Origin of the sequence: Corynebacterium vitaeruminis DSM 20294 (genome assembly GCF_000550805.1) — a bacterium.
Lineage (GTDB): Bacteria > Actinomycetota > Actinomycetes > Mycobacteriales > Mycobacteriaceae > Corynebacterium > Corynebacterium vitaeruminis.
Map to the genome: position 1 here is coordinate 2,556,468 of NZ_CP004353.1, position 25,510 is coordinate 2,581,977.

Genomic DNA, 25,510 nt, shown 5'->3' on the forward strand with positions numbered 1-25,510 from the left:
ATTCCTAGTGCCAGTATTAGCCTAATTCTTTAGTCCAGTTGCGCGGCAAGGACCCGTGCCGCCGCACACGCCCCATTACATAGGAAACCCCGTGCCCCTGCTCCGCGCCGACCTCCCGCTCGCCGTCGACCGCGCGATTCCGCACTCGCTGCCCGCACAGATCGCCGCCCAGGTCCGGGCGCTTATCAACGACGGCGCGCTCAAGCCCGGCGACGCGCTGCCCGGCACGCGCCGGCTCGCCGAGCAGCTCGGCGTCTCGCGGGGGTCGGTGACCACGGCCTTCGACCAGCTCCACGCCGAGGGCTACCTGCACTCCTCCCCCGGCGCGCCCACGCGCGTCAACCCGGAGCTGCTCACCCCGCCGCCCGAGCCAGCTCGTACCCGTCCCCAGCTCGCGCTGCCGCGCCCGAAGATCCGCATCTCGCTCAAGCCGTCGACCGCCTCGCCGCAAAACGTCCGCCCGGCCGCGTGGCGCGCCGCCTGGCGCCAGGCCGCGGGCGTCCCGGAGAAGAAGCTGGAGCAGGCGGGCCAGCCGGAGCTGCGCGAGGCCATCGCCGAGCACATCCGGCTCACCCGCTCCATGGCCCTCTCCAGCCGCTCCGTGCTGGTCACCGGCGGCAGCCGCGAGGGGTTCATGCTCATTCTCATGGCGCTTTCCGACGCCTACGGCCGCCCGCTCACCGTCGGCGTGGAGGACCCCGGCCACCCGGGCCTGCGCGGGATCATCACGCTCCTGGGTCACGCGACCCGCCCGTGCGCCACCGACTCCCAGGGCGTGCTGGTCGATGCGTTGCCCAGCGATCTCGACGTCCTGCTCGTCACGCCCTCGTATCAGTACCCGCTGGGGTCGACGATGCCCGCCGCCCGCCGCGCCGAGCTCATCCAGTGGGCGAACGCGCGCGGCACGGTCGTCGTGGAGGACGACTTCAACGCCGAGCTGCGCTATCGGCTCGCCCCCGAGCCCGCGCTGGCGGCGCTGGGCCAGGCGAGCACCGCGCAGGTCATCGTGCTGGGGACCTTCTCAACGCTGCTCTCGCCCAGCCTGTCGGCAGGCTACGTGCTCGCCCCGCCCTCGCTCGTCGATGGGCTGTTGGCCACCCGCGCGCAGCTCGGGATGCCCGTCGCGGGCGTTACCCAGCGCGCGATCGCCCAGCTTTTGCACAACGGGTACGTGCGCAAGCACACGAAGGCGATGCACGCGCGCCTTGGCCGTCGGAAAGCGACAATCGCACGCACGCTGAGGCCCGAAGGGGTCGAAATCACGACGATGGGAAGTGGCGCGGATTACTTTTTCGGCTTCGCTGATAGCGAACGTGCCGCGAGCTTCGAGAAGCGCCTGCTCGAGCAGGGCATCGGGCTCGGGCACGCGGAGAAGCTGTGGAGCACAATCGGCCCTGAGCAGGGCTTTATCTTGAGTTTCGCCCACCTCGAGGACGAGGAATTCGCCTTCGCGCTGGGCGCCGTCGCGGACGCCCTGGAGGACGAAAAACTGTGATCTGTACCATCAAGATTTTCGTGCTGTGTAAATAATCCCAGCTCACACGGCCGCGAAAAACTGGCATCCGCCCAAAAGTGGGGTTAATATCCACTGCCATGAATGCTATGTATGCTGTTTCCCCGCTGAGCGAGCTGAGCCCGCTCGAGGTCCACCGCCTGTACAAGCTGCGCGTGGATATCTTTGTCAACGAGCAGAAGTGCCCGTACTCCGAGATCGACGACATCGACGCCACCCCGTCCACCCTCCACGTGCTCGCGTGGTCCGCGGACCCGGAGGAGCATCACCACCTGCTTGGCACCACCCGCCTTTACCCCGACACCGTCGAGGGCAAGCCGGTCAGCCACCTCGGCCGCCTGGCGATCCTGCCGGAGGCCCGCGGCACCGGGCTCGGCGCCGACCTCATGTTCCAGACCCTGCGCCTGGCCTACGAGAAGTACGGCGAGCAGGACGTGTTCCTTACCGCCCAGTCCCCGCTGGTCGAGTACTACGCCGCCTTCGGCTTCACCGTCGCGGGCGAGGAGTTCGACGACGAGGGCGTCCCGCACACCCCGATGATCCTGGCCGGCTCGAAGCTGGCGTCCATCATCGACGCCCGCTCGTAGCTCTTGCCGCGGGCAGGGCGAAAACCTACGCCTGGATAACCGCCCGCGCCACGGCGGCGGCGCCCTCGCGCGCCTCGTCGACGGTCTCGGCCGTCACCAGACCCACGCCCACCGGGGCGTGGGTCTTCGCGTTCGCCGGGTCGAACACCCGCACGTCGGACTCCGGGTGGGTGAGCGCCGCGACCATCGCCGGGTAGCTGACCTCCTTGAGCTCCTCGGTGCGCGGGATCGCGGCGGCGGCGCCGGGGGTGATGAGCGTGACGTCCAGCGGCAGCCCGAGGATCGCGCGGGCGTGGAGGTCGCAGTCGTTAAAGCGCTGGGTGGCGTCGGTGACCACGCCGGTGCGGTGTGGGAAGGGGGTAACGCCGACGAAGTAGACGTCGTCGCCGGAGACGCTCAGCTCCACCGCGTACACGCCGCGGCCGCCGATGGCTCCGGCCACGCGGGCGGCCAGCGAGCGGGCGTTCTCCAGGGCCTGCGCGCCCAGCGCGCACGGCTGCCACGACTCGGCCAGCTCGCCGTTGGACAGGCGGTAGCCGATCGGCTCGCAGTACCAGGTGGCCAGCTTGCCCGTGTGCGGGTCGATGGAGCGCGCGGCAACGAGCGTGATCTCGAAGTCGGCCTCGACCGGGCGCTCGACCAGGACCTCGCCCGCGCCGAAGCCCGCCCAGACGGCGATGGCGTCGTCGATGGAGGCCACCGGCGTAGCGTCGAGAAGCGAAATGCGCGACAGGGGGCCGACGTACACGGGGAAGCCCAGCTGTTCGCAGGCGAGCGTGAGCTCCTCGCGGGAGGAGACCTTCTGGAAGCGCGGGGTGGGAACGCCCAGCTCCCTGGACGCCATGGTCAGCGTGCGCTCGCGGTCGAAGACGAACTCGAGGCTCTTGCGCGAGGGCACCACGCAGCCGCTGGAGGCCGCAAACGACTCGAGGACGGCCAGGTTGATGCCGGTGCTGCACGGGACGACGTAGGTGGGGTCGACCTTGTCCACCAGCGCCTTGAGCGTTCCCGCATCGCGCAGGTCGAAGGCGAAGGACTTCGGCGTGGCCTGGGCGGCGGCGGAGTTGCCGTAGGAATCGGCCACGAAGACGTGGACCCCCAGCTTGCTAAACGCGCCGACCATCTCTTTTCCACGCGCGCCTGCGCCGAGGATGAGCACGCGCGGTGCCGTATCGCTGCCGGTGTCGGAATGCGTGGGCTGAGCAGTTTCCATAACGAATTAGTATAACTCCTTTTAAGCTTTCGCTTGCCGACGCCTACGGCGACCACCCCTAATGCGAAAGCGCCGGCCACCTCGCGGTGACCGGCGCTTGAGCTTTATTCAGGTTTAGCTCTCCATGACGTCGTTGACGACGATCGTCTGGTCGCGGCCCGGGCCGACGCCGATGTAAGAGATGCGGCAGCCGGACAGCTCCTCGAGGCGGCGGACGTAGGCCTGCGCCTTCTCCGGGAGCTCCTCGAAGGTGGTGCAGCCGGTGATGTCCTCGTCCCACGCGGGCATGGTCTCGTAGATCGGGGTGGCGTGGTGGAAGTCCGACTGGGTCATCGGCATCTCGTCGAAGCGGGTGCCGTCGACGTCGTAGGCCACGCAGATCGGGATCTCGCCGATGCCGGTGAGCACGTCAAGCTTGGTGAGGAACAGGTCGGTGAAGCCGTTGACGCGAGAGGCGTAGCGGGCGACCACGGAGTCGTACCAGCCGCAGCGGCGCTTACGGCCGGTGTTGACACCGATCTCGCCGCCGGTGGTTTGCAGGAACTCGCCCCACTTGTCGTGCAGCTCGGTCGGGAACGGGCCAGCGCCCACGCGGGTGGTGTAGGCCTTGATGATGCCCAGCGAGGCCGTGATCTTGGTCGGGCCCACGCCGGAGCCGACGCAGGCGCCGCCCGCGGTCGGGTTCGAGGAGGTCACGAACGGGTAGGTGCCGTGGTCGACGTCGAGCATCGTCGCCTGGCCGCCCTCGAACAGGAGGTGCTTGCCCTCGGCGAGGCCGCGGTTGAGCTCGAGCTCGGCGTCGATGACCATGGGGCGCAGGCGGTCGGCATAGGAGAGGAAGTACTGGACCATCTCCTCGGCGACGATGGCCTTGCGGTTGTAAAGCTTGACCAGGATCTGGTTCTTCACGTCGAGGGCGGAGTTGATCTTCTGGCGCAGGATCGACTCGTCGAAGATGTCCTGGACGCGGATGCCCACGCGGGAGACCTTGTCCGCGTAGGTCGGGCCGATGCCGCGACCGGTGGTTCCGATGGCGCGCTTGCCCAGGAAGCGCTCCTGGACGCGATCGAGCACCTGGTGGTACGGGGCCACGAGGTGGGCGTTGGCCGAGATCTTCAGGCGGGAGGCGTTGGCGCCGCGGGCCTCGAGGCCGTCGATCTCCTGGAAGAGGGCCTCGAGGTTGATGACCACGCCGTTACCCAGGATCGGCAGCGCGTTCTCGGAGAGCACACCGGCGGGCAGCAGCTTGAGCTCATACTTCTCGCCGCCGACGACGACGGTGTGGCCGGCGTTGTTGCCGCCGTTGGGCTTGACCACGTAATCAACCTGGCCGCCCAGGATGTCGGTGGCTTTGCCCTTGCCCTCGTCGCCCCACTGGGCACCCACGATCACGATTGCAGCCATGGAAAACACATTCCTTTGTTTGCTAGGGAATTTAGGCCACCGCGCGGCGGCCTCAAAGACGATTAAATATTCTACATTGCAGTACTGTCTTAAGACATGCGCATGACCATTCTTCGCTGCGGAAACCTGGCCCGGGAGGTCAATTTCACAGCCGCAAACGATGTCTTCGACCTCTCCGAGGCGCCCACGCGCCAGGAGCTCAAGCCCATCGACGCCATCGCCCGCGAGGTCCTGCCCGTCGACCCTACGCCCTCGCTCGACGAGATCGCCATGCAGCCGGACGTCGCCCACCTGGGCACGCCGGGCCCCGCGCCCCAGCCGGTCCCGGACCCGTGGCGCATCGTGGTCATCGGCACCGACGCCTCCCTGTCCGCCGTGCTCACGCGCCTCATGCGCGCCGACAACCTCTGGGCCGAGATCGGCTTCGTCCCCGTCGGCCCGTCGCTCGCGGCTACCAACTGGGGCATCCCTTCGCTTGTCGACGACAGCCTTCGGCTGGCGACCGAAGGCGTCGTGAAGCCTGCCCCGCTCATCCGCGACGACACCGCGGTGGCCGTGGCGGGCTCGGCGACGGTGACGGACTGGGACGACAAGGAGATTTCCGCCGAGGTCATCGTCGACGACGACGTCATCCTCCGCCACGCCGCGGGCCCGCGCACCCCCGCGCGCGGCGTGTTCGGCGCGAAGCTCGTACCCATGACCGACGCCCCGGGTCTTGCCGCGGTGGTTGCCGACACCCCCATCCACGAGGTCCCCGCCCGCGGGCTCGGCCGCCTGCTCGGGCGCACGGCCCCGCACGGCACCGCCGTGGCCGCTACGCTCAAGACTGGGCGCGCGCTGCAGGCCGGAGGGGAGAACCTGCGCATCGAGGTCGACGGGGTCTCCCGCAAGCGGCCGGTGGACCGGGTGACGTTCTACCGGCACCTGCGCGACCTGCAGATCGTGCGGCCGTAGGCTTTCGTAACGTTCGACTTCACACGCAAGACTTCACGCTAAAACAGCCGAAATTTGGCCGGTTTTCGGGTGAAGTCTTCTGAGTGAAGTCGAATGTATCTACTCGCCGTCGTTCCACAGCTCCTCGACGGCCGCGGGCGAGGCCGCGATTGGCACGAGCGCCTCGATGGCGGAGCGGCGCGACTGCCCGCAGATCTGCATGAGGTCCACGCACAGCGAGCGGGTTTGCGCCAGCACCGCGTGCCCCGAGAGCCCGCTGCCCTCGGCGACGCTCAGGTCCGCGGCCCCGGAGATCTCGCGGAGCGTGGCCACCAGCTCGGGGATCTCCCGCGACTCGTTGACCTCGCCCTTGCCGTAGTAGAGGTCGGACAGCCGCGCGGTGACCCCGGCGAGCCCCTCGATGAGCTCGATCTGCTTGGGGCTGGCGGTCTCGTGGTCCTCGGTGAGCACCAGCGCCTTGCGGGTGAGCACGCGGGTGTCGCGCATGGCGTTGTCCACCGGGTTGAGCACGCGGATCATGGACTTGATGCGGCTGCGCTGGTGCCACAAAAGGGGCGAGACGGTGACGGTCTCCTTGCCGAACTTTGTCGCCGCGATCATGTTGTTGATGCCCGCCTGGGAGCCGCGGGCGTCGGTGAGTGCGGCGGCCAGCGCCGCCGCGTCGGCGGTCTTCAGCGCCGCGGCCACCCGGAACTGCACCTCGGAGGTCAGCCCCAGGATCTTCGCGATCTCCTTTCGCCCCATCTTCAGCGGCGACTGCGGGAACAGCCCGATGACGATGAGCCCCACGACGCCGCCGGTGAGCGCGTCGATCATGCGGTCGAAGCCGCCGGAGGTCCCCGGCGGGAGGATGGTGGCGATGAGCACGGCGGCGAACGAGGCCTGGTTGGCCACGAGCACGCCCTTGTCCACGAGCATGCCGAGCGCGATCGACGCCGACACCGCCACCGCGATCTGCCAGGTGCCGGGCCCCACGACGGAGATGAGCAGGTCGCCCATGCCCACGCCGAGGCTGACGCCGAGGACCAGCTCGACCGAGCGCCTAAAGCGCTCGCCCCCGGTGGTGGACAAGACGATGACGGTGGCCATGGGCGCGAAGAAGGGCTCGGCGTGGCCGAAGACATTGAGCCCCACCCAGTAGGACAGGCCCGCGGCGAGCCCCGCCTGAAGCACGTAGACCCAGTTCGCGCGCAGGCGCAGCAGGCCCTGCCTGAAACGATTCATCGAGCGAATCTGCTGCCACGTCGAGGCAACCATGAACTTTTCCCCTTGCGCTCCGCCACCGGTTCTTCCAAGTTTCTAGTTTTGCCGCCGCCAGCTGGGAGTTTCAAGTTTCTGGGCGGATGTCACACACTTGGCAGAATCATGGTCAGGCCACATAGGTCCACGGCCGCCTAGCCCCCGAGGAGGACGATGAGCAGCGAGGCGAAAAAGGGCGCGGAATTGAAGACCATGTGTGCGACGAGCACCAGCCACAGGTTGCGTCGCCACAGGTAGACCAGCGAGAAGAACAGGCCCACGACCATGTAGGGGACCGTGGCCAGAAGGCTGCCGTGGAAGGCGAAGAAGTGGCTCGCGCCAAAGAGGAAGGCGTTCAGCAGGACGAGCAGCGCCTTCCCTGCCGTGCCCACCCGCCAGAAGATGGCTGGGCGCACGAGCAGCGTGTGGCGGAAGACGGTGTCCTCGACGAAGGCGAGGACGATCGGGCTCAGCGAGGCAAGCAGCGCGATGAGGGTCAGCCAGAAGCCGTCGACGTCTTGCACCTCGAAGAAGCGCGCGCTTTCGGTCAGTTTTCCCTTCTCGATGCCGCCGCCGTCGACAAGCCGGATAAGCCACAGCAAAATGTGGGTGCCGATCACCAGCGCGACGACGAGACCCAAGTTCGTCCACAGGTGCGCCCGAAACTCCCGCCAGTGTTGCCGGTAGAGGTCTCGGTAGGCCCCACGAGCGCTATCAGGCTCGCTATCGGCAGGATGCCGAGCAAGAAGGTGAAGGGGTAGTCGTTGGTAACCCCCATGTAAGCGTAGGCGACGGTGAACGTGGAGAAGACCAGCGTTGCTACCGCGACCCAGTCGCTCCTATTTAGCCCCGTGGACTCCTGGCGCGCGGAATTCGCCTTCAGTGCTTGGTTACTCATAGTTGGGTCTTTTCTTGGAATCCCCTTAAACGGGGAAACGATTTCATGTTCAGCGATTCTAACATGTTGACATGTCCCCTATCCAAGTTGTTCAACATAGCCCTTGCCACAAAGTAAAGTATATTTTACATTCAGTAGTAGATAATAAACACCAAGGAAAGGAGGCCACCCTTGGAACAGCAGGAGAACATGGTCCGCAAGTGGCGCCGCTGGCTGGAGCTCTCGCAAGCTGAGCTCGCCGAGCGAGTCGGGGTTTCACGGCAGACCATCGCAAACATCGAAAAAGGCAACTACTCCCCCTCCGTTCACCTCGCCCTCGCCATCTGCCACGAGCTGGGCAAGACGGTGGAAGAGGTTTTTGGAAAGGAACAAGAACAATGACCATCACCGACCGCCTCGCCGACTTCGCCTTCCGCAACGTCCGCGACAGCGCCGAGGACGAGTACCAAGAAAAGATCCTTTTCCAGTCGCTCGCCGTCGGCCACTACACCCTCCCCGTCACGCTTCTCACGGTGGGCGCGATCCTCGCCTGGGCCATCCCCGGTAAGCTCTCCGCGCTCTCGCTCCTCGTCGCGGTGCCGATGCTCGTCGACGTCCAAGTCACCAAGAGCTGGCTGCGCGACAAGGCCCCCGGCTTCAAGGCCATACGAAGCCCCCTCTACTACACGCTCGGGCTGATTGCGGCGGTGGCCATGTTCGCCGGCATCGGCTACCGCGTCTACGCCGAAACCGGCGACTTCGGCCCCGGCTTCCTCGTCGGCGCGATCATCGGCATCGCCGCCGCCCTCATCTTCATCCCCCGCAAGCTGCTCCGGCAGCGCGCGGCCGACAAGGCGCGTATCGAGGCGAGCCTCGAAGACTAATCGCTTTTCAGGCTTTATCGACCAACGCGTCAGACATTCGATCCCAACACCACTTGACCAATCAGCAGCTGGGAGGCGGACAAGAACGACGCGACTAACCACTCCCCTTTCCTTATCCCGTGAATGAGGAGGTCACCCACGCCGATTTCCAGCACGTAGCCGATGGACGACTCGGACGCACGCCGGAAGTGGTTGCCGCAAGACGGGTCCAGCTTGATGACCGCGGCCATGTGCGCAAAACTGATGCTTGACCGATTGAAGCGCACATTTCACCACTACCCAAATTCGGGGTTGACCAATTGAAATTGGCACTATACCTAGTTAATCTGCTGCCATCACGACTAGTCGACCTTTCTGTATAGAGAGGCGGCTAGTTTTTTTATATGCCCAAGCTGCAAGCAAGACGCGATCCGCAATACAACAGTCGTTACGCGAAACCTTATATCTTCCCCGAAGATCAGATTCAGAAGCTCAGCTCTCACGGGTTGATCTTCTCCGATAGGGACCAAGCTAAAGCATTTATCCGAACCTGCGGCTACTTCCGTCTATCTGGATACACCTTTTATTTCAAGCGCGGAAAAGACTTCCTCCCTGGGACAACCTTCGAACAAGTACAATCCCTCTATCAGTTCGACACGGAAATCGGGAATAAGCTGGTTGAAGCGCTGGAAAAAATCGAGCTCTCTCTCCGGTTTCATGTCAGTAACCGATTAGGCTTCTACCATCCTTTTGCACACAGAATCAACAAATTCCTGCGCCAAAGCCACACTGTCTGGATCGCCTCCCCCGAGTGCATCAAACTCCCCAAGCATCAAGAATGGCTCGAGGATTACACTCGCGAAGAAATGAGAAGTCAAGGAGACTTCGTCAGGCATTTCACCAGCAACTACGGACTACACTTGCCAGTCTGGGCGGCCACCGAAGTGATGACTTTCGGAACCTTGAGCCGACTTTTCCAACAGATGCCCGAAGAGGATTGCAAGCTCATCGCGGCACGAATGGGAATCATCGACAAGACGGGAGGCGGCGATGCAAAAACTTTCTCAAACTGGATCAACCACTTCCGTTACCTGCGCAACTGCTGCGCGCACCACTCCAGAGTATGGAATCGCGTCTTTGACCAATCCCTTTCGACACCGCAGGTAGCCGCTCTTCCGGACTTATCAGAATTCAGTCGGCTCCCTCACAAGCTCTATAAATCCATCATGGCAATACGGTTCATACTTGCGCGCATCGAACCGGACTCTAGCTGGCATATTGAAATCCTTGCGCAAATAACCGCCTTCACTCAGGCAAGCGGAATCCCGCTTGGCGATATGGGTTTTCCGGAAGATTGGAAAAACCAGAAAATATGGCAGGCTCCACCAGCCGAGAAACTACGAGCCTGCAGGGCCGCAGACTTTGTCACCGAGCTCGACATCATCCACCAAGCACAGCTCCTGCAAGATTTTTGCAAAGACCGACTCCCTGCTGAACGCAAGAACTTCTTAAGATACTTGTGTAAAAAGAAGGCCATCTTTTTCCATCAAATCGGGGACGCCAAGTACTACCCCCTCTTCCAATTCTCCGAAGAGAAAACCCATATCAAGCCCGAGGTTGCCGACGTAAACGAGGTACTTCTTGACAAATACGCATACTCACGAGATCGCACTCCCGAGCAATGCGCCCAAGACTGGTGGCTGTCTCCCGATATGGCAAATGGTTTCAGTACTCCTCCAATCGCAGAGATCGAACAGAACCCTCACGATGTCTTGAAAGCGGCGCACAGACTTCCCTCTAGCTGCCGAATCATCGCGAGAGCTTATGCTGCACCGGGGAACTAGGAGTCTGAATCCGGTGGCGGATGCTGACATGTCTGTGAACGAGCAATGGAAGCGTTCTGGGAAAAGTTCTTCCTCGCCGCTGCACTGTTCTTCGTCTCACGCAGCCTGCTCCGGCAGCGCGCGGCTCGAGGCGAGCCTCGAAGACTAGTCGCTTTCAGGCTTTTCGACGACCTCCGGCGGGAACGCCGGAGTCTTCGTCGTCGGCGCCAGCGCCGCCGCGGCCGACTCCCTGGACATGCCGCACACCTGCAGCAGATCCACGATGATCGAGCGCGACTGCGCCAGGATCACCTGCGCCGACAGCACTCCCCCTTCGGCGACATCGAGGGTGCATCGCGCCCCTAGGTAGCGCAGCTTCCGCGTGAGCTCCGGGATCGCGACGGCCTCGTCGACTGGGGCCTCCTTGAGGTAGACCTCGGCCAGCAAGCCAACGGCGTCGGAAAGCTCGTTAATGATCTCGATCTGGTCGTCGCTGACCTTCTCACCATCCTGGGTGAGCACCTCGGCACGCCGGGCAAGAACCCGAGTATTGCGCACAACGTTATCCACGGCGGGCAGGATCCGCACGAACGAACGCACCCGGTGCTTCGACGCCCACAGCAGCGGCGACAAGGCCGCGTTTTCCTTGCTCGACTTCGCCTCGAGCAGCATCGCGTTGATGGCGCCCTGGGAGCCGCGCACCTCCACCAGCGCGGTGTGGATGGCCTCGGCATCGTGGGCGGCGAGCGCGTCCGCGACGTCGGCGAGCACGCCCTGGGCGATCTTGAGCACGCGCGCCACCTCCCGGCGACCGCCTGCGAGCGGCGACTGCGGGATCATCGCCATGACCAACAGCCCCACCGTGCAGCCGACAACCGCGTCAAACATGCGCTCGTAGGTGCCGGAGGTCCCCGGCGGGATGATCGTGGCGATAAGGATCGAACCCACCGCCACCTGGTTGATCAGCAGCTGGGAGGTGGACAAGAACGACGCGATGAGCAAGGAGACAAACACCGCCAACGCGATCTGCCAGTCCCCGCTGCCGATCCCGTGGATGAGGAGGTCGCCCACGCCGATGCCCAGCGTGCAGCCGATGGACAGCTCGAACGCGCGCCGGATGCGGTTGCCGCTGGACAGCCCAAGGATGATGACCGCGGCCATGGGCGCGAAGAAGGGGCGCTCGTGGCCGAGGAGCGTGTGGGTGAACCAGAAGGCGATGCCCGCGGACAGCGAGCCCTGCACGATGCTGACGAAGTTGCGCCGGACGCGCAGGGAGCGGCTGTTGAGCTGGCCTTCGAGCTCCTTTAGCTGCCGGAGCGTGGCGGAGGTCTTCGTTGCCATGGCTTCCACCTTAGACACTCCCGCCGACACGCGTGCCCGCGCGGGCCTAGGCCTCCTCGGCCGCCTTCTTGGCGTCCCGGCGCAGGCGGCGCAGCCACATGATGAGGAAGAGCAGGATGAGGGCGGCCGCGGCGAGGATCGCCCACATCCACCACTGCATGTGCAGGCCCTTGTTGGAGTCGAAGACCGCCTCGTCGCTCGGGTCCATCGGCTCCTGGTGCCCGCGCACGAGGAGCCGATGGGTGTTGATGCCGTACGGGGTGCACGTGATGAGCGTGACGTAGTCCTGCCCGTCGACGCGGCGGAGGTCGTCGGTCTCTGAGGGGAGCACCACCTTGATCTGGTCGACCTGGTACTTGAGCTTGTGGCCCGCAACCTGGATGTAGAAGGCGTCGCCCTCCTTCACCTTGGTGAGGTTGTCCCACAGGGTCGCGTTCTGCATGCCCGTGTGCGCGGAGAGCACGGCGTGGCGCCCCTCGCCGCCGACCGGGAGGTCGGTGCCGTACAGGTGACCCGCCCCCTTGGCCAGCGTCGCCTCGGAGGTGCCGTGGTAGATGGGCAGGTCGGAGTCGATGGACGGGATGATGATGCGGCCCATCGCCTCGGTCTCGGCAAGCTCAGAAAGGTAGCGCTGGTACTGCTGGTAGGCCTCGGAGTTCTCGTCCGCGCGGTCGTTCCACGCGTCCATGACGTTTCCGTCGTAGGGGCGCTCCTCGTTGTACTTCTGCGCCTCGTTCCAGGCGGTGTCCAGCACCTCTTGCGGGGCCTGCTTCTCCAGCTTGGAGTACTCTTCGGATGCCCGAAGCTGGGAGAAGTTGTTCCACTGCGTCGCGATGACCGGGTACAACAGCACTCCAAGGCCCGCGACGATGAGCAGCAGCGCGATGAGCGCGTTGGACTTCTTCTTGCCCGAGGCCCGCTTCGCGCTGTGCTTGCCCTCCGTAGTTCGTGATGCCACGCCGGGTGCCTTCTACTTCTCTCCCGGCGCAAGGAGCTGGTCCTGCCCCTTGCGCTTGCGGCTGAGGAGGATCATGAGGAAGCCTCCGCCGATGAGGATGGCGGCCGCGATGACCAGGCCGATGACCTGCACGCCGGTCAGCGGCAGGCTCGAGATACCGCCGCCTTTGTTGCCGGGGTTGGTCGGGCCGCCCGGCGTGCCTGGCGTGTCGGTTGCCGGCGGCTGGGTCGGGGTCGTCTCGGAGGTACCACCGGGGGTTCGCGGCGTGGTGGGCACCACGGGCGGGTTGTCGTCCGGCGGCGTGATCGGGGACTTCGACTTGGCCAGGATGACGCCCTCGACGGGGCTTTCCTGGTAGTCGCCGGTGTGGAACGGCACCGCCACGAGGAAGGGGCTCACCTCGCGGTACTCGCCGCCGTCCGAGGGCGCGACGGAGGTCACGAGGTACACGCCGGTGGGCAGCTCCTCGAAGCTGACGGTTCCCTCGCTGTTGGTGACCTTCTCAAAGTGGAGGTCCTTGGGCCAGTTGTTCTGGATGTCGGCGATGTCCGCGGCCTCAAACCGCTTCATGTCCTCGGCGTTGGCCGGGTCGATCCCCGCCAGCCGGTCGAGGGTGATGGTCACGCCCGCCACGCTGCCCGCCGAGGGGTTGCCGTTCTCGTCGGTCCCCTTCACCAGCGTGATCTTGAGGTTGTTCGTGCCCGTGAGCTGCTCGGCACCGGCGGAGCTGCCCGCGCCCACCACGTGCGCCGCCAGCGCCGGGGCGGCACCGAAAACCCCGCCCGAAATCGCCATCGTGAGGGCGACCGCCGCGGTGAGCTTCGCCGCGTAGCCCGTCGTCAAGCGTGAAATCATCGATGAACCTTTCCTAGTTTTCATGGGCTTCGCCTTCTTGCGGCTTGACGACGCTACGCGCCTTGCGCAACCACCATAGGAGCCCCAGTGCGATGAGAATAACCAGCGCGATGAGCGCGTACATCCACCATTGCATGCCCGGCGACTGGGTCTGATCGAAGATGGCCTCCTCCGAGGGATCCATCTCAACCCTGTGCCCGCGAACGAGCAGGCGGTGAGTGTTGATTCCGTACGGGGTGCAGGTGATCATGGTGATGAGATCCTTGCCCTCCTGCACCTTGAGATCGTCCGTCTCGGTGGGGAGAACCACCTTGATCTGGTCGACCTGGTACTTGAGCTTGTGGCCGGAGACCTGGACGTAAAAGACGTCGTTTTCCTTCACATCGCTTAGGCGATCAAACAGCGTGGCGTTGGTCAGGCCCGTGTGGCCGGTGATGATCGCGTGCGTGCCCTCGCCGCCGACGGGCAGGTCGGAGCCGTACAGGTGGCCGAGCCCCTTCTGCAGAGTCTCGTCGCTCGTGCCGTGATAGATGGGCAGGTCCACCTTGATCGATGGGATGATAAGGCGCGCCATCGCGTCGGTGGCGTTGAGCTTCTCGAGGTAGCTCGCGTAGTCGGGATTGCTCTCGTCGATCTGGTCGAGCCACGGGTCCAGGAGCGGGCCCTGGGTGCGCTCCGCGTTGTAGCGCTGCGCGTCCTCCCACTGGGTGTCCTTGACCTCCTGCGGCACGGACTTCTCCAGCTGCGCGTACTCCTTGGCCGCCTTCGTCGTGGCGTAGTTGTTGAGCATCGTCGACACCACCGGGTACAGCATGACAAGCATTCCCAGGATCACCAAAATGGCCGGCAGCGCGAGATTCTTTTTCTTCGCCGTTCGATGCCGACCGCCAGCCCGACCCGAGTCGAGTGTGGTTTCAGAGGGGTCTTCCACGCGTCTTCTCTCTTGGACCCGCCACACGCCGCAACCAACGCGACGAGCGGAGTATAAAAGTTTGTATTTCTTCCTGCGTATGCAGGAAAAGGCAGGGCGCGCCTTACAACGCACCCTGCCTTTTCACCTAGGCGAACACCACTTTCACGGGTTCACACTAGGCACGGTGCAACAAGCACCAACTAGCTGTTCTTTGCAGAACGACGTGCGAACCATGCACCCAGCGCCACAATCGCAGCACCCAGCGCAGCCAGGATGCCCACACCAGCGCCACCGGTCAGCGGAAGGTTGGGGGTGGTGTCCTTGAGGTTGTCGATGGTCGCCGTTAGCTCGAAGTTAGTAGCGTCAACCGAGACAGCGGCGGCATTGTTTGCGGTGCCGGTGAAATCAGTCTCCGGAGTCCTGTTAAGAGTCAGCTTGATCGGCTGTGCAAGCAGCTCGTAGCCCGCAGGAGCCTTAGTCTCCACGAGGCAGTAGGCCTTGTACTGCTCATCGGAAACAGTGCTGTTGTCATCCCAGTTGTTGACGTGCAGACCATTGATGGTCACCTGACCATTGGAATCCGTCGTCCAGGTGTCCGTAACGGCAGCATCGGTGCCAGACTTCGTGGAGATCTTGTTACCATCTACCAAATCGGCGTCGGTACACGTATCATCCAGAGAACCGTAGACCTGGAATTCAGCGCCAGCAAGCTTCTTGGTCTGATCGTCCGCGGCCTGCTTGACGATGTTCACCTTGGCCCAGTAGGACTTGGTGGTGTTCGTCTTGGTGGTGGTGTCACCGGAACCAGAACCATTGTTGCTGACCACGTCGGCGGTGTTCGTCAGTTCGCCAGCCTGGTTCACAGTCACATCGAAAGTGAGCACGATCTTCTTGCCGGTGGTCTTCCAGCTGCTGTTGAACTTGGCCAGACCCGCGTCAGTGAGTGTCACAGTCAGCGTGTTGCTCTCGTTGGTAACCGTGTAGTCGGCAGCATCCAGGGTGCCCAATACGGTGCCATCCGAGCCAAGCACCTTCACGGTTGCCGTATCCGCAACATAGGAAACCTTAGAGTCAAGCTTATCCACGAACGAGAACTTCGTAAGTCCATTGGTCGGATCCAAGTTGCGCGGAACCTCACCGGAGACGGTGAAGGTGACGTTGTCGCCGACCTGGGCGTTGGTGTCTTCGACTTCCTTCTCCGCCTGGTTCGAGTAGTTCTTCGGGAAGGCGTGCACGTCGTAGTTCCACTCGGTGCCGCCGGTGGTCGCATTATTCTGAGTCATCGGCACGAAGGCGATGAAGTTGCTTGCCGCTGCATAGGTGGTAACGGAGCCATCGGGGTTGGATACTGCTGCCGGTGCGGTCGTCTCGGAGACGAGGTAAGCCGCCAGATCCAGACCACCGAACGTGATCTCAGAACCATTGTGCTCGGTACCAACCTTCTCCACTCCGACCCCAGGGATCGTACCGTTGTAGGTTGCGGTAGCACTCGCGCCGCTACCAGAGATGGTGAAGTCAGAGGCCTTCAGCTGGGCAGCAGCCTTGAGACCCTCGTTGGTCTTGATGTCGATGCCGGTGATCTTCCAGATGGTGAAGCCTGCGGAAACCGCCGTTCCATTACCGGTAGCGTCTCCAACATTACCGGTCGGGGTGCCCTCACTTTCAGGATTGGCAAACTTGTGAATGGTCAGGCTGGCCTGCCCGTCCTTGGACGGATCCATAAGCGATGCTGGCGCGGTAGTTGTAGTGCTGTCGGCAGCTAGAGCGGCAGGAACGCCCAGCGCGGAAGTGGTAAGGGTCAGGCCCATGATCGCCGCAGCGGCGACGGAACGCACCTTGTAGGAGCGATTCTTCATAGTGTCAAATTCCTTATTTTAAGGGAAGCCTTAAGGGGAAGGCTTCAATCCATTCAATCTCGAGCCCTTGTCATCTCCCAGTGACGAGAGGCACGCCCCCGCCGGTTCCCGGCCCGAAGCGAAGAAGCTCATTGCTTTCAGATGTGAAAGTCAGCTTCACACTTTAGGTGTTCATTTAGACTGTGCACAAGCTGTGAAAAGAGACAATTCTCACGTTTTGTTGACGTTTCCCCCTTGCCGCAAAGTATCGGTCAACAAAAGTAAATCCATACAGGCTCTGACCTCGCGTTTTCGCCACTTATTACATGCTGCTTATGGCCGAAAATCGAGGCATATTTTTGTAAAAACGGATTACGATTCCGGTTTTCAGCACCAAGAATGTTGAAAATCCCCCACGGGTGCCCCCATTTTGGTTTTTGGGCTGCTGAACTCCGCTTATTCGATTCAAACCTGATCGGCGGGCACAGACAGAGCCGTACCAATCCCCGGTATTTGGCACAGCTAGGGAAGGTGCAAGTTCAAGTTTAAGCAACTTATCACTTACTACTAATCTTATGAATTCCTGCCTAAGAATCTAGGCCATCTGATGCGCACTTCCTTGGCCCGTTTCGGCCATCGTGAGGCTGCTGTAGCGCTTGGTTGACAGGCCTTGGGCGTCGATAAGCACAGCAAAAGGGACCCGGGTACCTTTTGCGAGTACCAGAGCCCCTAGAAGCCGCTTCCAAGCGCGTTAGCTACGGCGTCGCGCGAGGAACGCTCCTGCGGCGACGAGCGCCAGTGCGACGGCGATGGGAACGCCGACGCCGAGACCGCCCGTCTTAGGCAGCGCGCCGCCTGCGGTGTTCTCCACCCTCATAGTGAATGCACCATCTGTCACCTGGACCAGCGAGTTGCTGTTTTCCACATTCACCACGGATCCATCTGGACCAACGATGCTCAGGGTGGCAGTCAGCGAGATCTTGATCGGCTCAGCCAGCAGGTTGTAGCCGACCGGGGACTTGGTCTCCACGATCCAGTAGGTGCCCGCTGGGACGTTGGAAATGTGCCAGGTGGCGTCGTCATCCTTGGTCACCTTGGCGTCTTCGACCTTGTCGCCCATGGTGCCCGGGTTGTCCTTCGAGTCGTAGTAGACCGCGAACTCGGCACCGGAGAGCACTTGCAGGCCTCCGGCGGCATTCACGGGGTCCTCGCCGACCTTGGTGAACACGAATTGGAGAGCGCGGGAGTTGGTGAAGTCGCCCAGCGCCTGGGTCAGCTCGTTGTCCTTGCCGGTGAGCTCAAACTCCTTGACCGGGGTCGGCTGCTGGCCGTCGGCGACGGGTGCGAGGAGGTAACCGTCCGGGGCCTTCGTCTCGTAGAGCTTGTAGGTGCCGCGCTTGAGATCGGTCAGCTTGAAGGCGCCGCCCGTGGTGTCCTTGTCGGGATCGGAGTTGTCCACGACGGTGGTTTCGGTGTCGCCCGAGCCGTCGTTCGGCGTGTAGACGAGCTTCCACTCGGAGCCGGCGATTTTTGCCTTGGTGTCCTGGTCGATCTTGTTCCAGGTCACCTCGCTGGGCTTGTCCTGGTTCTCGAAGACACACTCGACGTACGTCCCTCGCTGCGGGGTGATCGCCGCGGTGGCAACGTTGTCCTTGTTCCACGTTTGCGGGGTCCCCGCGTCTAGCTTCTGGGTATCGAAGTTGTACGTGTACGGGGTACAGGTGAGTTGTTTGAGCTCGTAGCCGTAGGTCTTCGACGTATCGACCACTTGCTCCTTAAGCGCAAGGTTGGTGCCCGACTTGATGGCCTTGTACTCCTTGCCGGTGGTGTCTACCGGGTTGGATTTATCTTCCGCAGCGTCAATGGCGTTGTTGGCCTTGTCCGGGTTGAAGGTACCCGCGGTTAGCTGCCACTCATCCGGCTTCGCCGTTCCGCCGAAATTGTTGTCGACCTGCTTCTTGAGGCGGACCACCGTGCGGTAGAGCGGGTAGTCCTCGACCTCACCCCTGGTGGTCACACCGGTGGGCTTGAGGTCACCCGCGTCGAGGGTCGTGCGCAGGCGTAGGAAGGACACCGTCATTTTGGGATTGACGTCGGCGGGCATTGTGAAAGTCAGGGTTACAGTTGGCGTTCCTGAACAATTCACCGTGTTGGACATCTCGCCGGAATCGAACTTGTTGTTGGAATTCCAATCGATCCAGCCTGCAACGCGCGCGCCCGCGGCGCCCTTGCATTGTGCCTGAACTTGGTAGGTGCCACCAGACTTCAACTCAAGGTTTGCGGGAAGCTTGAAATTGTCGGTGGCCAACTGCTTACCGTCGAGGCCGTCCTCGTCGTCGTAGTTGGTGGTCTGGCGATTGTCGTCGCCGCTCGCGTCATTGGAGTGCAGCTGGGCTGCCTCAGAATCAATCTTGGAACCAAGGACCGGGTTGACAGAGTCAGTGGTGAGGCTCGCCAGCGGCTGAGTCATCACGGTGCTGCCGTTTGTAATCTGGCTTCCAGTCCACGCCGGCTGGTAGATGGAACCGGCCTCTCCATAGGACTTCGGGGCGTCGCCGAAATCGGTACTGATAAGCACGCCGAGGGCAACGCCGGTGAATCCGCAGCCGCGAAGGGTGACGTTTGCACTTGTCGAGCCCTTCGCAAACGTGACACCCATGGGACCCTGTCCGATCTCGGTCGCTCCGTTGGAGGCGTTGTAGTCGGAGTAACACTCCGCACCGGTCGGTGTCATAGACAGCTGGCCCATCCAGTCGAGGCCAAGAGTCTCGTCGGTGGCGCAGCTGCTAGTTGCATTAGCGCCACTACGGAATCTGTCGATGAGATACCAGCCGTGATCGGTCGTATCCCATTTCGGCGTCACCGAAATAGATTCAGTGATACCGGCTTTCACTGTGTTCGACTCGGCGTCGGCAAATACTAGTCACTGAAGCGGAACCTTTGTTCCAGAATCATAGGTCTGGTTTGCCGCCACCAAGCGCGCCTCGCAGGAGTAGTTGAAAGCGGTAGTAGAAGCTACCGTCCCTGAGCGGTTCTGACTATTCGCGAGTCCGATCAGCAGCTGGTTGTTGGTTCCGGTACCGCCGACGTTGTAGAGATCGTCAAGGCCGTCGCCGCCGAAGTTGCCCGGCCGGTAGGCACGAACACCGTTTCCAGCTTGCGCGCCATAGTTAGCAGTAAGCGTGATCGTGCACTTCGTTTGCAACGATCCGGCCTCACCGAGATCACGCGTTTGCAGCTGGGTGAAGGTATCGCCGACGTTTTGAATGAGATTCTTGGGGTTGTTGTAGTCCCAGCTTTCAGCGTTTTCGGCGTCCCATTTGATCCACTGAATGTCATCCTTGTAGCGGCCGGAGCCGCCGGTGGCGAAACCGACGGGGACGTCCTGGTTGACCGTTCCAGAAGCCGCAGCGCCGCTCACGGCCGCGTCGAGCGACATCAGCTGGGAGTTGACCCCCATGAGCGACTGGTCGATGGCGGTAATGCCATCCAGGGTCGAGGTGTCGGCGGCGGTTTCCGTAGCGGCCGCGTCGGTCGCGTCGAGCCCCGTGAGGTCGGTGGTGGTGTCCGCGGTGGTGTCTGCGGTTGCCGCGTCCAAGGCGGTGTTCAGCTGGTTGAGGGAGTCAACAAGGTCGGCGTCTTGAGCTTGCGCTGGCTTTGCGACGCTAAAGAGAACGACCACTACGCACGCGAAGGCGAGGAATACTCCTAGGACTCGGGCGAGGGACCTCGAGTGTGTATGCATAAGCGCTGCCTATATTTCTGCAGTGGCTTCGAACTTCGACGGGCGAGAGGTGACCCCGTCCAAGAGGAAGCTAAAGAAAACATTAACGCTGGAAACACTATCAAAATCACTCCCACGCACACCACTTCGATTTAGTGCTTTTGACCACTTAGGAGGGTATATTTCGGGACATTTTGACCTCCTGGAGTGCCCTTGTAGCTCGGGGCGAATTATTGAAAATGTCCCGATTTTCTTACAAACACAAAGGCCTAACCCCGAATTGACAAATGAACAATGTTCACATGTCACCTAAATCAATTGAGCGGAAATTTCTTTCGCTCATTTCGGGCCAATTACCTTAATGGGGGTAGCGACCGAGCCCCGATTTTGCATTCTTTTTCAACACGGCGGGGTGCCCGCTTTTGATCGTCGGCAAGCAATGCAAGAAGGCAGGCTCGCACCATCACGAAACGATGGTGCGGGCCTACCTAGTTAAGTAAGGAGAGAGCCTACTTGTTCAGGGTGGAGCCGATGGCGTGGAGGTCCTGGCAGGCCTCGATGACGCGCTCGGACATGCCCTGCTCGGCCTTCTTCATGTAGGAACGCGGGTCGTAGACCTTCTTGTTTCCGACCTCGCCGTCGATCTTCAGGACACCGTCGTAGTTGGAGAACATGTGGCCAACGACCGGGCGGGTGAAGGCGTACTGGGTGTCGGTGTCGACGTTCATCTTGATGACGCCGTAGCCGAGAGCCTGCTCGATCTTCCCCTTCTCCGAGCCGGAGCCACCGTGGAAGACGAAGTCGAACGGCTTGGAGCCCTCAGGCAGGCCCAGCTTCTTGGTGGCGGCCTTCTGACCCTCGTCCAGAACCTCGGGGCGCAGGACGACGTTGCCCGGCTTGTACACGCCGTGGACGTTGCCGAAGGTAGCGGCCAGCAGGTAGCGGCCCTTCTCGCCGGTGCCGATGGCGTCGATGGTCTTCTCAAAGTCCTCGACGGAGGTGTAGAGGTTAGCGCCGTGCTTAGCCTCAACGCCGTCCTCCTCGCCGCCGACAACGCCGATCTCAACCTCAAGGATGATGTTGGCCTTGTGAGCCTTCTCCAGCAGCTCCTGGGCGATGACGAGGTTCTCGTCGATCGGGATGGCGGAGCCGTCCCACATGTGGGACTGGAACAGCGGCAGCTCGCCGCGGTCGACGCGCTCCTGGGAGATGGCGATCAGCGGGCGGACGTACTCGTCGAGCACCTCCTTCTGGCAGTGGTCGGTGTGCAGGGCGACGTTGATGCCGTAGTTCTTGGCAGCCTCGTGGGCGAAGGCGGCCAGAGCCAAGGCGCCCTTGACCTTGTTCTTCACGGCCAGGCCGGAACCGAACTCAGCACCACCGGTGGAGAACTGGATGATGCCGTCGGACTCAGCCTCAGCAAAGCCCTTCAGAGCCGCGTTGATGGTTTCAGAAGAGGTGCAGTTGATGGCCGGGAAAGCGAAGCCGCCTTCCTTGGCGCGGTTCAGCATCTCGTTGTAGACCTCGGGAGTTGCGATAGGCATTAAGTTTCCTCCAGTGATTGCTAGAAAGCACGGATGTGGATTTGTGGAATGTCCGAAGAATGTGGACATTCTCCGTGACCTAAGAACCAATTATGCCAGCATCATGCCGACTTCGCTTCCCCTCAGAGGAGATTAAAACCACACAATCGGACACAAACCAACTCAAAAACGATTCAGGGTTGGCAGTTTCGGCGGCGATGACGCAGGTCAGCGGACGGAAAGATCATGGTCACCGGCTCTTGCGACCGTCTTTCGTGAAACGGGCCACGTTCCCAATAGGAGTGAGATTCAAAGCGGATAAGCGCCAATTCCGGGGTTTTCCCGTGCGTTACCAGCAATTTCACAGACAACCGGGGTAACTTCTCTACCCATGATTACCACCGCCGCCGAATCGGTGAGCACCCTAGCCTCCGGCGCCAGCTTCATGGACCCGATGTACCTGCTGAGCGGTTCCGGCCCCTTCGGCGAGTTCATTCTCGCCGGCGTCGCCCTCATCGTCTTCATCGAGTCCGGACTCCTCTTCCCGATCCTGCCGGGCGACTCGCTGCTGTTTACCTCCGGCATGCTGTCCGTCCAGGACGACCCCTTCGCCCCGCTCATCCTCGTGCTGCTCGTGGTCACCGTCGCCGCCATCCTGGGCGACCAGGTGGGCTACTTCATCGGCAACCGCTTCGGGCACCTCCTGCAAAACCGCCCGGACGGCCGCTTCTTCAAGCAGGCCTACCTGCAGCAGTCCCACGAGTTCTTCGAGAAGCACGGCCCGATCACCATCATCATCTGCCGCTTCGTGCCGATCGTGCGCACCTACGCGCCGCTCGTGGCGGGTATCTCCGGCATGCGCTACCGCACCTTCTTCAGCTTCAACGTCATCGGCGGCGCGCTGTGGGGCTGCGGCGTGACACTGCTGGGCGCATGGCTGGGCCAGTACACCTTCATCCGCGATAACATCGAGCCGATCTTCCTGCTCATCGTGTTCATCTCGATCCTGCCGGGCGTGATCGGCGGCCTGAAGAACTTCTTCAGCAAGAAGAAGGACGTCGCGGCTGAAAATGCGTAGCCCGATCTGATTCTCTACCGTTAGAAGGGCTGGGAGCCGTGATCGACCCCCAGCCCTTTTGCTTTGCTCATCTCCACGGTCTAATGACACACCCAAAGGTCACGCTGCCAGATATTACGTGCCGGAATAGACTCGGGCGGAGCACTAGTTTTTCAAGTTTAGGCAAGTTTATTAGTTTAAGATAAACCTAGATAAACTTAGTAAATTGGAGGCTTCAGGAATTGAATCCGCTTGACAATCCATACACGCCAAATGCGGGTGCCCGTCCGCCCGCCATCGTCGGTCGCGATGATCAGCTGGAAAGCTTCGATCTGCTCCTCGGAAGACTACAAAAGGGCCGAACCGAACAATCCATGATCATCACTGGGCTGCGGGGAGTCGGCAAGACCGTTTTGCTTGGGTCGTTTAGAGAAAAGGCGCTCTCAGTAGACTGGGTGGTCGTCGAGTTTGAAGCGCTCAAGCACAGTGAACTGGATTTCAGGATGGAGCTCTTCTACAAGTTCAAGAGCGCATTATTCGAACTCTCCCCAAGGAAGAAATGGTCGGACCGCATTAAGAATGCTGCCTCAGTCTTGGCATCTTTTGGGATGACCTTTGACCCTTCGGGAAACATCTCATTGAGTTTGGATGTGGAAGCCTTGGAGGGAAAAGCAGACAGTAAGGTCCTTACGCTCGATCTCACCGAGCTATTTGTCGCGCTCGGTGAGGCCGCCGCCGACGCAGGCAGGGGTTTCGTCCTACTCGTCGATGAGATCCAGTTCCTCAGCACAGAACAGCTCGAAGCCTTAATCACCGCAGTTCACAAGACTGTTCAAAGAGCTCTGCCGATCACGCTCGTCGGCGCCGGATTACCACAGATCGCGGAACTCGCTGGCGACGCGAAATCCTACGCAGAAAGACTATTCAAATTTGTCGACATTGGCACCCTCTCACTGGAAGACGCAAAAGAGGCACTTCGACGCCCCGCTGAGGAAGAAAACGCGACCTTCGAACCGGATGCACTAGAAAAGGCAGTTGCGGTTACGCAAGGATATCCGTACTTTATCCAAGAAATGGGCTCATCGATTTGGGCCACTGCCACAAACACACCATTCACGCTAGAAGATATACACCTAGCGCTTCAACAGTATGAGGCCAATCTGGACTCATCGTTTTTTAGAGTTCGGCTCGATCGAGCTACACCATTGCAGGCCGCGTATCTGCGTGCAATGGCAGAACTGGGCCCCGGACCTCAAAGCGCTGGGGACGTCGCCAAAGTGATGGGGAGGGAGTCAAGAAGCCTTGGCCCAACTAGAGCCGAGCTCATCAATATGGGCCTGCTCTTCACTCCCAGCTTCGGCTATGCGCAATTCACCGTGCCGCAATTCGACGCCTACATGCTTAGAAGATACCCAGAATTGGTGGTCCCCGAGAAACGACCTAGGAAGTCGACACGGTCCTAGTCGTTTTTCGCCGCTTCTTCGTCCATGGAAATCCGGGCCGCAGCCTCCACCAGCATCCAGCCCGACAGCTGCACCGAGAGGTCGCGCTCGTCGATGCGCACGACGCGGACGATGTCGCTGAGCGCATTGGTGCCCAGGCCGTAGTTGTGCGGCAGCCGGGCGTCCTCGGTCCAGTCGGTGGCAAACACCGGCAGCCCGTCGACCTCGAGGCGGTGGTTCCACACGCTCTCGGCCGAGGCCATGACGAGCCGGGCCGCGATCTTGCGGGCGGCGATGTTGGCGGGGTTGTCCGCGGGAAGGCGCACGGCGGCGTCGGCGAGGTAGCGGGCGAGGATGCCCTTGAACAGGCCGCCGTCGCCGTCGCCGGTCTGGACGTCGATAACGCCCTCCGGGGTGGCCATCTCCTTGGCCACGGCGTGGATGAGCGCGCGGGCGTGGGCCAGGTAGTTCACGGCCTCCTCGCTGCGCTCCTGCTCGCGAAGCGCGAGGGCGATCTCCACGCAGGCGCCAATGACCACGCCCTGGCAGTAGGGGTAGGTGTTGCGCACGACCTCGGGGCCGTGCATGCTCATGCGGATGCCGTCCATGATGAGGCCATGGTCGTCGACCAGGTTGTCGAAGATCCAGTCCACCAGGTAGCGGGCCTTCTCGACCCGCCCGGTGCGGGCGGCCATGATGGCCACCGGCGCGTTGGTGGGCACGTTAAAGAACGTCTCCCCCACCCGCCACGGCATGACGCCGGTGATCGAGTCGAGACCGGCGAGGATGTTCTCCTCAAGCCGACGGAGGAACTTCTTTCGCCCGCGGCCATTGACCTCACGCGCGCGATCGAGCGCCAGGGCCAACCAGGTCTTGTCGTCGTAATAGTCGTTGTGCGTCAGCCTGCCGAACTGGCGCACCCGCACACCGGCGATGGTTTCCTTCAGCCGCTGCTTTCGGGCGTTGGTGGGGCGCCGCAAGGTGGCGTCGACAAGGCAATCGATGTAGTGCGCCTGCCACCAGTAATGCCAGCGGTAGAACAGCTTCTCTTTCGTATGCGGCGGCCACGCGACGACCGCCAGGTTGGTGCGGGGGATCCCCCACACGTGGGAAGCATGTCGCTCATTGATCGCCGCCTCAGCGAGGTCGGCGCGATGGAGCCACATTTCGTTCACAGATTCACCATGCCCAAAGGATAGAAGCGCGTGGAGCGGCTGATCCCACTCCTAGAGTGGAAGTATAACGAATCTATAAAGATTTTTTCCAGCCAGGTTTTCAATTACAGGCACATTTTAATAAAACTGTCCGGTTAGCGCCGCGCCACGCTAGACGGCCGCTGAGCGATACCTGAAATTTTCCACCACCCCGACCTCCCGCTTTGCGGCAGTG

Annotated in this window: 23 protein-coding genes; 8 read left to right on the forward strand and 15 right to left on the reverse strand. The window is 62.0% G+C overall.

What is annotated here, in order from left to right; genetic code table 11:
* The first annotated feature begins 91 nt into the window (after positions 1-91).
* Both pdxR and B843_RS11600 read left to right on the forward strand, forming a co-directional pair.
* The gene (gene pdxR, locus B843_RS11595; protein WP_025253659.1) at positions 92-1,495 is read left to right on the forward strand and encodes a MocR-like pyridoxine biosynthesis transcription factor PdxR; all 1,404 of its coding nucleotides are present in this window, start codon (positions 92-94) and stop codon (positions 1,493-1,495) included.
* 98 nt (positions 1,496-1,593) lie between these two features.
* Entirely contained in the window at positions 1,594-2,100 is a 507-nt protein-coding gene (locus B843_RS11600) for a GNAT family N-acetyltransferase (protein ID WP_025253660.1), read from the forward strand.
* A 25-nt stretch (positions 2,101-2,125) separates the two neighbouring features.
* Here the strand turns inward: B843_RS11600 and B843_RS11605 are convergent, their stop codons facing one another.
* Positions 2,126-3,313 (reverse strand): ATP-grasp domain-containing protein, encoded by a 1,188-nt coding sequence (locus B843_RS11605; protein ID WP_025253661.1) that lies wholly within the window; start codon positions 3,311-3,313, stop codon positions 2,126-2,128.
* 114 nt (positions 3,314-3,427) lie between these two features.
* Complete coding sequence (locus B843_RS11610; RefSeq protein WP_025253662.1) at positions 3,428-4,717, reverse strand: adenylosuccinate synthase; 1,290 nt, start codon at positions 4,715-4,717, stop codon at positions 3,428-3,430.
* A 96-nt stretch (positions 4,718-4,813) separates the two neighbouring features.
* Between B843_RS11610 and B843_RS11615 the strand changes: the two genes are divergently transcribed.
* Positions 4,814-5,671, forward strand: coding sequence for a hypothetical protein (locus B843_RS11615; protein WP_025253663.1), 858 nt, complete (start codon positions 4,814-4,816; stop codon positions 5,669-5,671).
* Positions 5,672-5,770: 99 nt separating this feature from the next.
* Here the strand turns inward: B843_RS11615 and B843_RS11620 are convergent, their stop codons facing one another.
* The 3 genes from B843_RS11620 to B843_RS13945 all read right to left on the reverse strand — a co-directional run bounded on the left by B843_RS11620 (position 5,771) and on the right by B843_RS13945 (position 7,808).
* The gene (locus tag B843_RS11620; protein ID WP_025253664.1) at positions 5,771-6,895 is read right to left on the reverse strand and encodes an FUSC family protein; all 1,125 of its coding nucleotides are present in this window, start codon (positions 6,893-6,895) and stop codon (positions 5,771-5,773) included.
* A gap of 170 nt (positions 6,896-7,065) precedes the next feature.
* Positions 7,066-7,551 (reverse strand): CPBP family intramembrane glutamic endopeptidase, encoded by a 486-nt coding sequence (locus B843_RS11625; protein WP_025253665.1) that lies wholly within the window; start codon positions 7,549-7,551, stop codon positions 7,066-7,068.
* Positions 7,527-7,808, reverse strand: a complete 282-nt coding sequence (locus B843_RS13945) for a hypothetical protein (RefSeq protein ID WP_025253666.1) — start codon at positions 7,806-7,808, stop codon at positions 7,527-7,529. The genes B843_RS11625 and B843_RS13945 overlap by 25 nt, the downstream gene beginning before the upstream one ends.
* Positions 7,809-7,997: 189 nt before the next feature.
* Between B843_RS13945 and B843_RS11635 the strand changes: the two genes are divergently transcribed.
* Positions 7,998-8,189, forward strand: a complete 192-nt coding sequence (locus B843_RS11635; protein ID WP_034651747.1) for a helix-turn-helix transcriptional regulator — start codon at positions 7,998-8,000, stop codon at positions 8,187-8,189.
* Positions 8,186-8,671, forward strand: coding sequence for a hypothetical protein (locus tag B843_RS11640; protein ID WP_025253668.1), 486 nt, complete (start codon positions 8,186-8,188; stop codon positions 8,669-8,671). Before B843_RS11635 ends, B843_RS11640 begins: the two co-directional genes overlap by 4 nt.
* A gap of 29 nt (positions 8,672-8,700) precedes the next feature.
* Here the strand turns inward: B843_RS11640 and B843_RS11645 are convergent, their stop codons facing one another.
* The gene (locus B843_RS11645; protein WP_034651722.1) at positions 8,701-8,901 is read right to left on the reverse strand and encodes a hypothetical protein; all 201 of its coding nucleotides are present in this window, start codon (positions 8,899-8,901) and stop codon (positions 8,701-8,703) included.
* 153 nt (positions 8,902-9,054) lie between these two features.
* On the opposite strand from B843_RS11645, the gene B843_RS11650 reads away from it, so the two are divergent.
* Positions 9,055-10,494: an Abi family protein gene (locus B843_RS11650; RefSeq protein ID WP_025253670.1), complete on the forward strand. Its 1,440-nt coding sequence runs from the start codon at positions 9,055-9,057 to the stop codon at positions 10,492-10,494.
* A gap of 144 nt (positions 10,495-10,638) precedes the next feature.
* Here the strand turns inward: B843_RS11650 and B843_RS11655 are convergent, their stop codons facing one another.
* The 8 genes from B843_RS11655 to fbaA form a co-directional block, all read right to left on the reverse strand.
* The gene (locus tag B843_RS11655; protein WP_025253671.1) at positions 10,639-11,814 is read right to left on the reverse strand and encodes an FUSC family protein; all 1,176 of its coding nucleotides are present in this window, start codon (positions 11,812-11,814) and stop codon (positions 10,639-10,641) included.
* A gap of 46 nt (positions 11,815-11,860) precedes the next feature.
* Positions 11,861-12,772, reverse strand: a complete 912-nt coding sequence (locus B843_RS11660; protein ID WP_025253672.1) for a class C sortase — start codon at positions 12,770-12,772, stop codon at positions 11,861-11,863.
* Between the two features lie 12 nt (positions 12,773-12,784).
* The gene (locus B843_RS11665; protein WP_025253673.1) at positions 12,785-13,627 is read right to left on the reverse strand and encodes an isopeptide-forming domain-containing protein; all 843 of its coding nucleotides are present in this window, start codon (positions 13,625-13,627) and stop codon (positions 12,785-12,787) included.
* A 13-nt stretch (positions 13,628-13,640) separates the two neighbouring features.
* Complete coding sequence (locus tag B843_RS11670) at positions 13,641-14,558, reverse strand: class C sortase (RefSeq protein ID WP_025253674.1); 918 nt, start codon at positions 14,556-14,558, stop codon at positions 13,641-13,643.
* A 182-nt stretch (positions 14,559-14,740) separates the two neighbouring features.
* Positions 14,741-16,396: a SpaH/EbpB family LPXTG-anchored major pilin gene (locus tag B843_RS11675; RefSeq protein WP_025253675.1), complete on the reverse strand. Its 1,656-nt coding sequence runs from the start codon at positions 16,394-16,396 to the stop codon at positions 14,741-14,743.
* A gap of 730 nt (positions 16,397-17,126) precedes the next feature.
* Positions 17,127-19,238 (reverse strand): CshA/CshB family fibrillar adhesin-related protein, encoded by a 2,112-nt coding sequence (locus B843_RS14225; protein WP_155895158.1) that lies wholly within the window; start codon positions 19,236-19,238, stop codon positions 17,127-17,129.
* Between the two features lie 60 nt (positions 19,239-19,298).
* Positions 19,299-20,057 (reverse strand): CshA/CshB family fibrillar adhesin-related protein, encoded by a 759-nt coding sequence (locus B843_RS14300; RefSeq protein WP_025253677.1) that lies wholly within the window; start codon positions 20,055-20,057, stop codon positions 19,299-19,301.
* Positions 20,058-20,608: 551 nt separating this feature from the next.
* On the reverse strand, positions 20,609-21,643 hold the full coding sequence (fbaA, locus tag B843_RS11690) for a class II fructose-bisphosphate aldolase (RefSeq protein WP_025253678.1): 1,035 nt from the start codon (positions 21,641-21,643) through the stop codon (positions 20,609-20,611).
* Between the two features lie 370 nt (positions 21,644-22,013).
* On the opposite strand from fbaA, the gene B843_RS11695 reads away from it, so the two are divergent.
* Both B843_RS11695 and B843_RS11700 read left to right on the forward strand, forming a co-directional pair.
* Complete coding sequence (locus B843_RS11695) at positions 22,014-22,700, forward strand: VTT domain-containing protein (protein WP_025253679.1); 687 nt, start codon at positions 22,014-22,016, stop codon at positions 22,698-22,700.
* 221 nt (positions 22,701-22,921) lie between these two features.
* Positions 22,922-24,142 carry an ATP-binding protein gene (locus tag B843_RS11700; RefSeq protein WP_025253680.1) on the forward strand — a complete coding sequence of 407 codons (1,221 nt, stop codon included), beginning with the start codon at positions 22,922-22,924 and terminating at the stop codon, positions 24,140-24,142.
* On the opposite strand, the gene B843_RS11705 is transcribed toward B843_RS11700, so the two are convergent.
* Positions 24,139-25,287 carry a glycoside hydrolase family 76 protein gene (locus tag B843_RS11705; RefSeq protein ID WP_197020836.1) on the reverse strand — a complete coding sequence of 383 codons (1,149 nt, stop codon included), beginning with the start codon at positions 25,285-25,287 and terminating at the stop codon, positions 24,139-24,141. The two genes, B843_RS11700 and B843_RS11705, sit on opposite strands and share 4 nt — an antisense overlap.
* Positions 25,288-25,510 lie beyond the last annotated feature (223 nt).

Excerpts from the sequence above, each read along its gene's own strand:
- B843_RS11635 (WP_034651747.1), top strand. The coding sequence starts at position 7,998 with ATGGTCCGCAAGTGGCGCCGCTGGCTGGAGCTCTCGCAAGCTGAGCTC.
- B843_RS11650 (WP_025253670.1), top strand. The coding sequence starts at position 9,055 with ATGCCCAAGCTGCAAGCAAGACGCGATCCGCAATACAACAGTCGTTAC.
- B843_RS11610 (WP_025253662.1), bottom strand. The coding sequence starts at position 4,717 with ATGGCTGCAATCGTGATCGTGGGTGCCCAGTGGGGCGACGAGGGCAAG.
- B843_RS11695 (WP_025253679.1), top strand. The coding sequence starts at position 22,014 with ATGATTACCACCGCCGCCGAATCGGTGAGCACCCTAGCCTCCGGCGCC.
- B843_RS11615 (WP_025253663.1), top strand. The coding sequence starts at position 4,814 with ATGCGCATGACCATTCTTCGCTGCGGAAACCTGGCCCGGGAGGTCAAT.
- B843_RS11620 (WP_025253664.1), bottom strand. The coding sequence starts at position 6,895 with ATGAATCGTTTCAGGCAGGGCCTGCTGCGCCTGCGCGCGAACTGGGTC.
- B843_RS11600 (WP_025253660.1), top strand. The coding sequence starts at position 1,594 with ATGAATGCTATGTATGCTGTTTCCCCGCTGAGCGAGCTGAGCCCGCTC.
- B843_RS13945 (WP_025253666.1), bottom strand. The coding sequence starts at position 7,808 with ATGAGTAACCAAGCACTGAAGGCGAATTCCGCGCGCCAGGAGTCCACG.
- B843_RS11640 (WP_025253668.1), top strand. The coding sequence starts at position 8,186 with ATGACCATCACCGACCGCCTCGCCGACTTCGCCTTCCGCAACGTCCGC.
- B843_RS11655 (WP_025253671.1), bottom strand. The coding sequence starts at position 11,814 with ATGGCAACGAAGACCTCCGCCACGCTCCGGCAGCTAAAGGAGCTCGAA.
- B843_RS11705 (WP_197020836.1), bottom strand. The coding sequence starts at position 25,287 with ATGTGGCTCCATCGCGCCGACCTCGCTGAGGCGGCGATCAATGAGCGA.
- B843_RS11605 (WP_025253661.1), bottom strand. The coding sequence starts at position 3,313 with ATGGAAACTGCTCAGCCCACGCATTCCGACACCGGCAGCGATACGGCA.
- B843_RS11645 (WP_034651722.1), bottom strand. The coding sequence starts at position 8,901 with ATGGCCGCGGTCATCAAGCTGGACCCGTCTTGCGGCAACCACTTCCGG.
- B843_RS11675 (WP_025253675.1), bottom strand. The coding sequence starts at position 16,396 with ATGAAGAATCGCTCCTACAAGGTGCGTTCCGTCGCCGCTGCGGCGATC.
- fbaA (WP_025253678.1), bottom strand. The coding sequence starts at position 21,643 with ATGCCTATCGCAACTCCCGAGGTCTACAACGAGATGCTGAACCGCGCC.
- B843_RS11665 (WP_025253673.1), bottom strand. The coding sequence starts at position 13,627 with ATGATTTCACGCTTGACGACGGGCTACGCGGCGAAGCTCACCGCGGCG.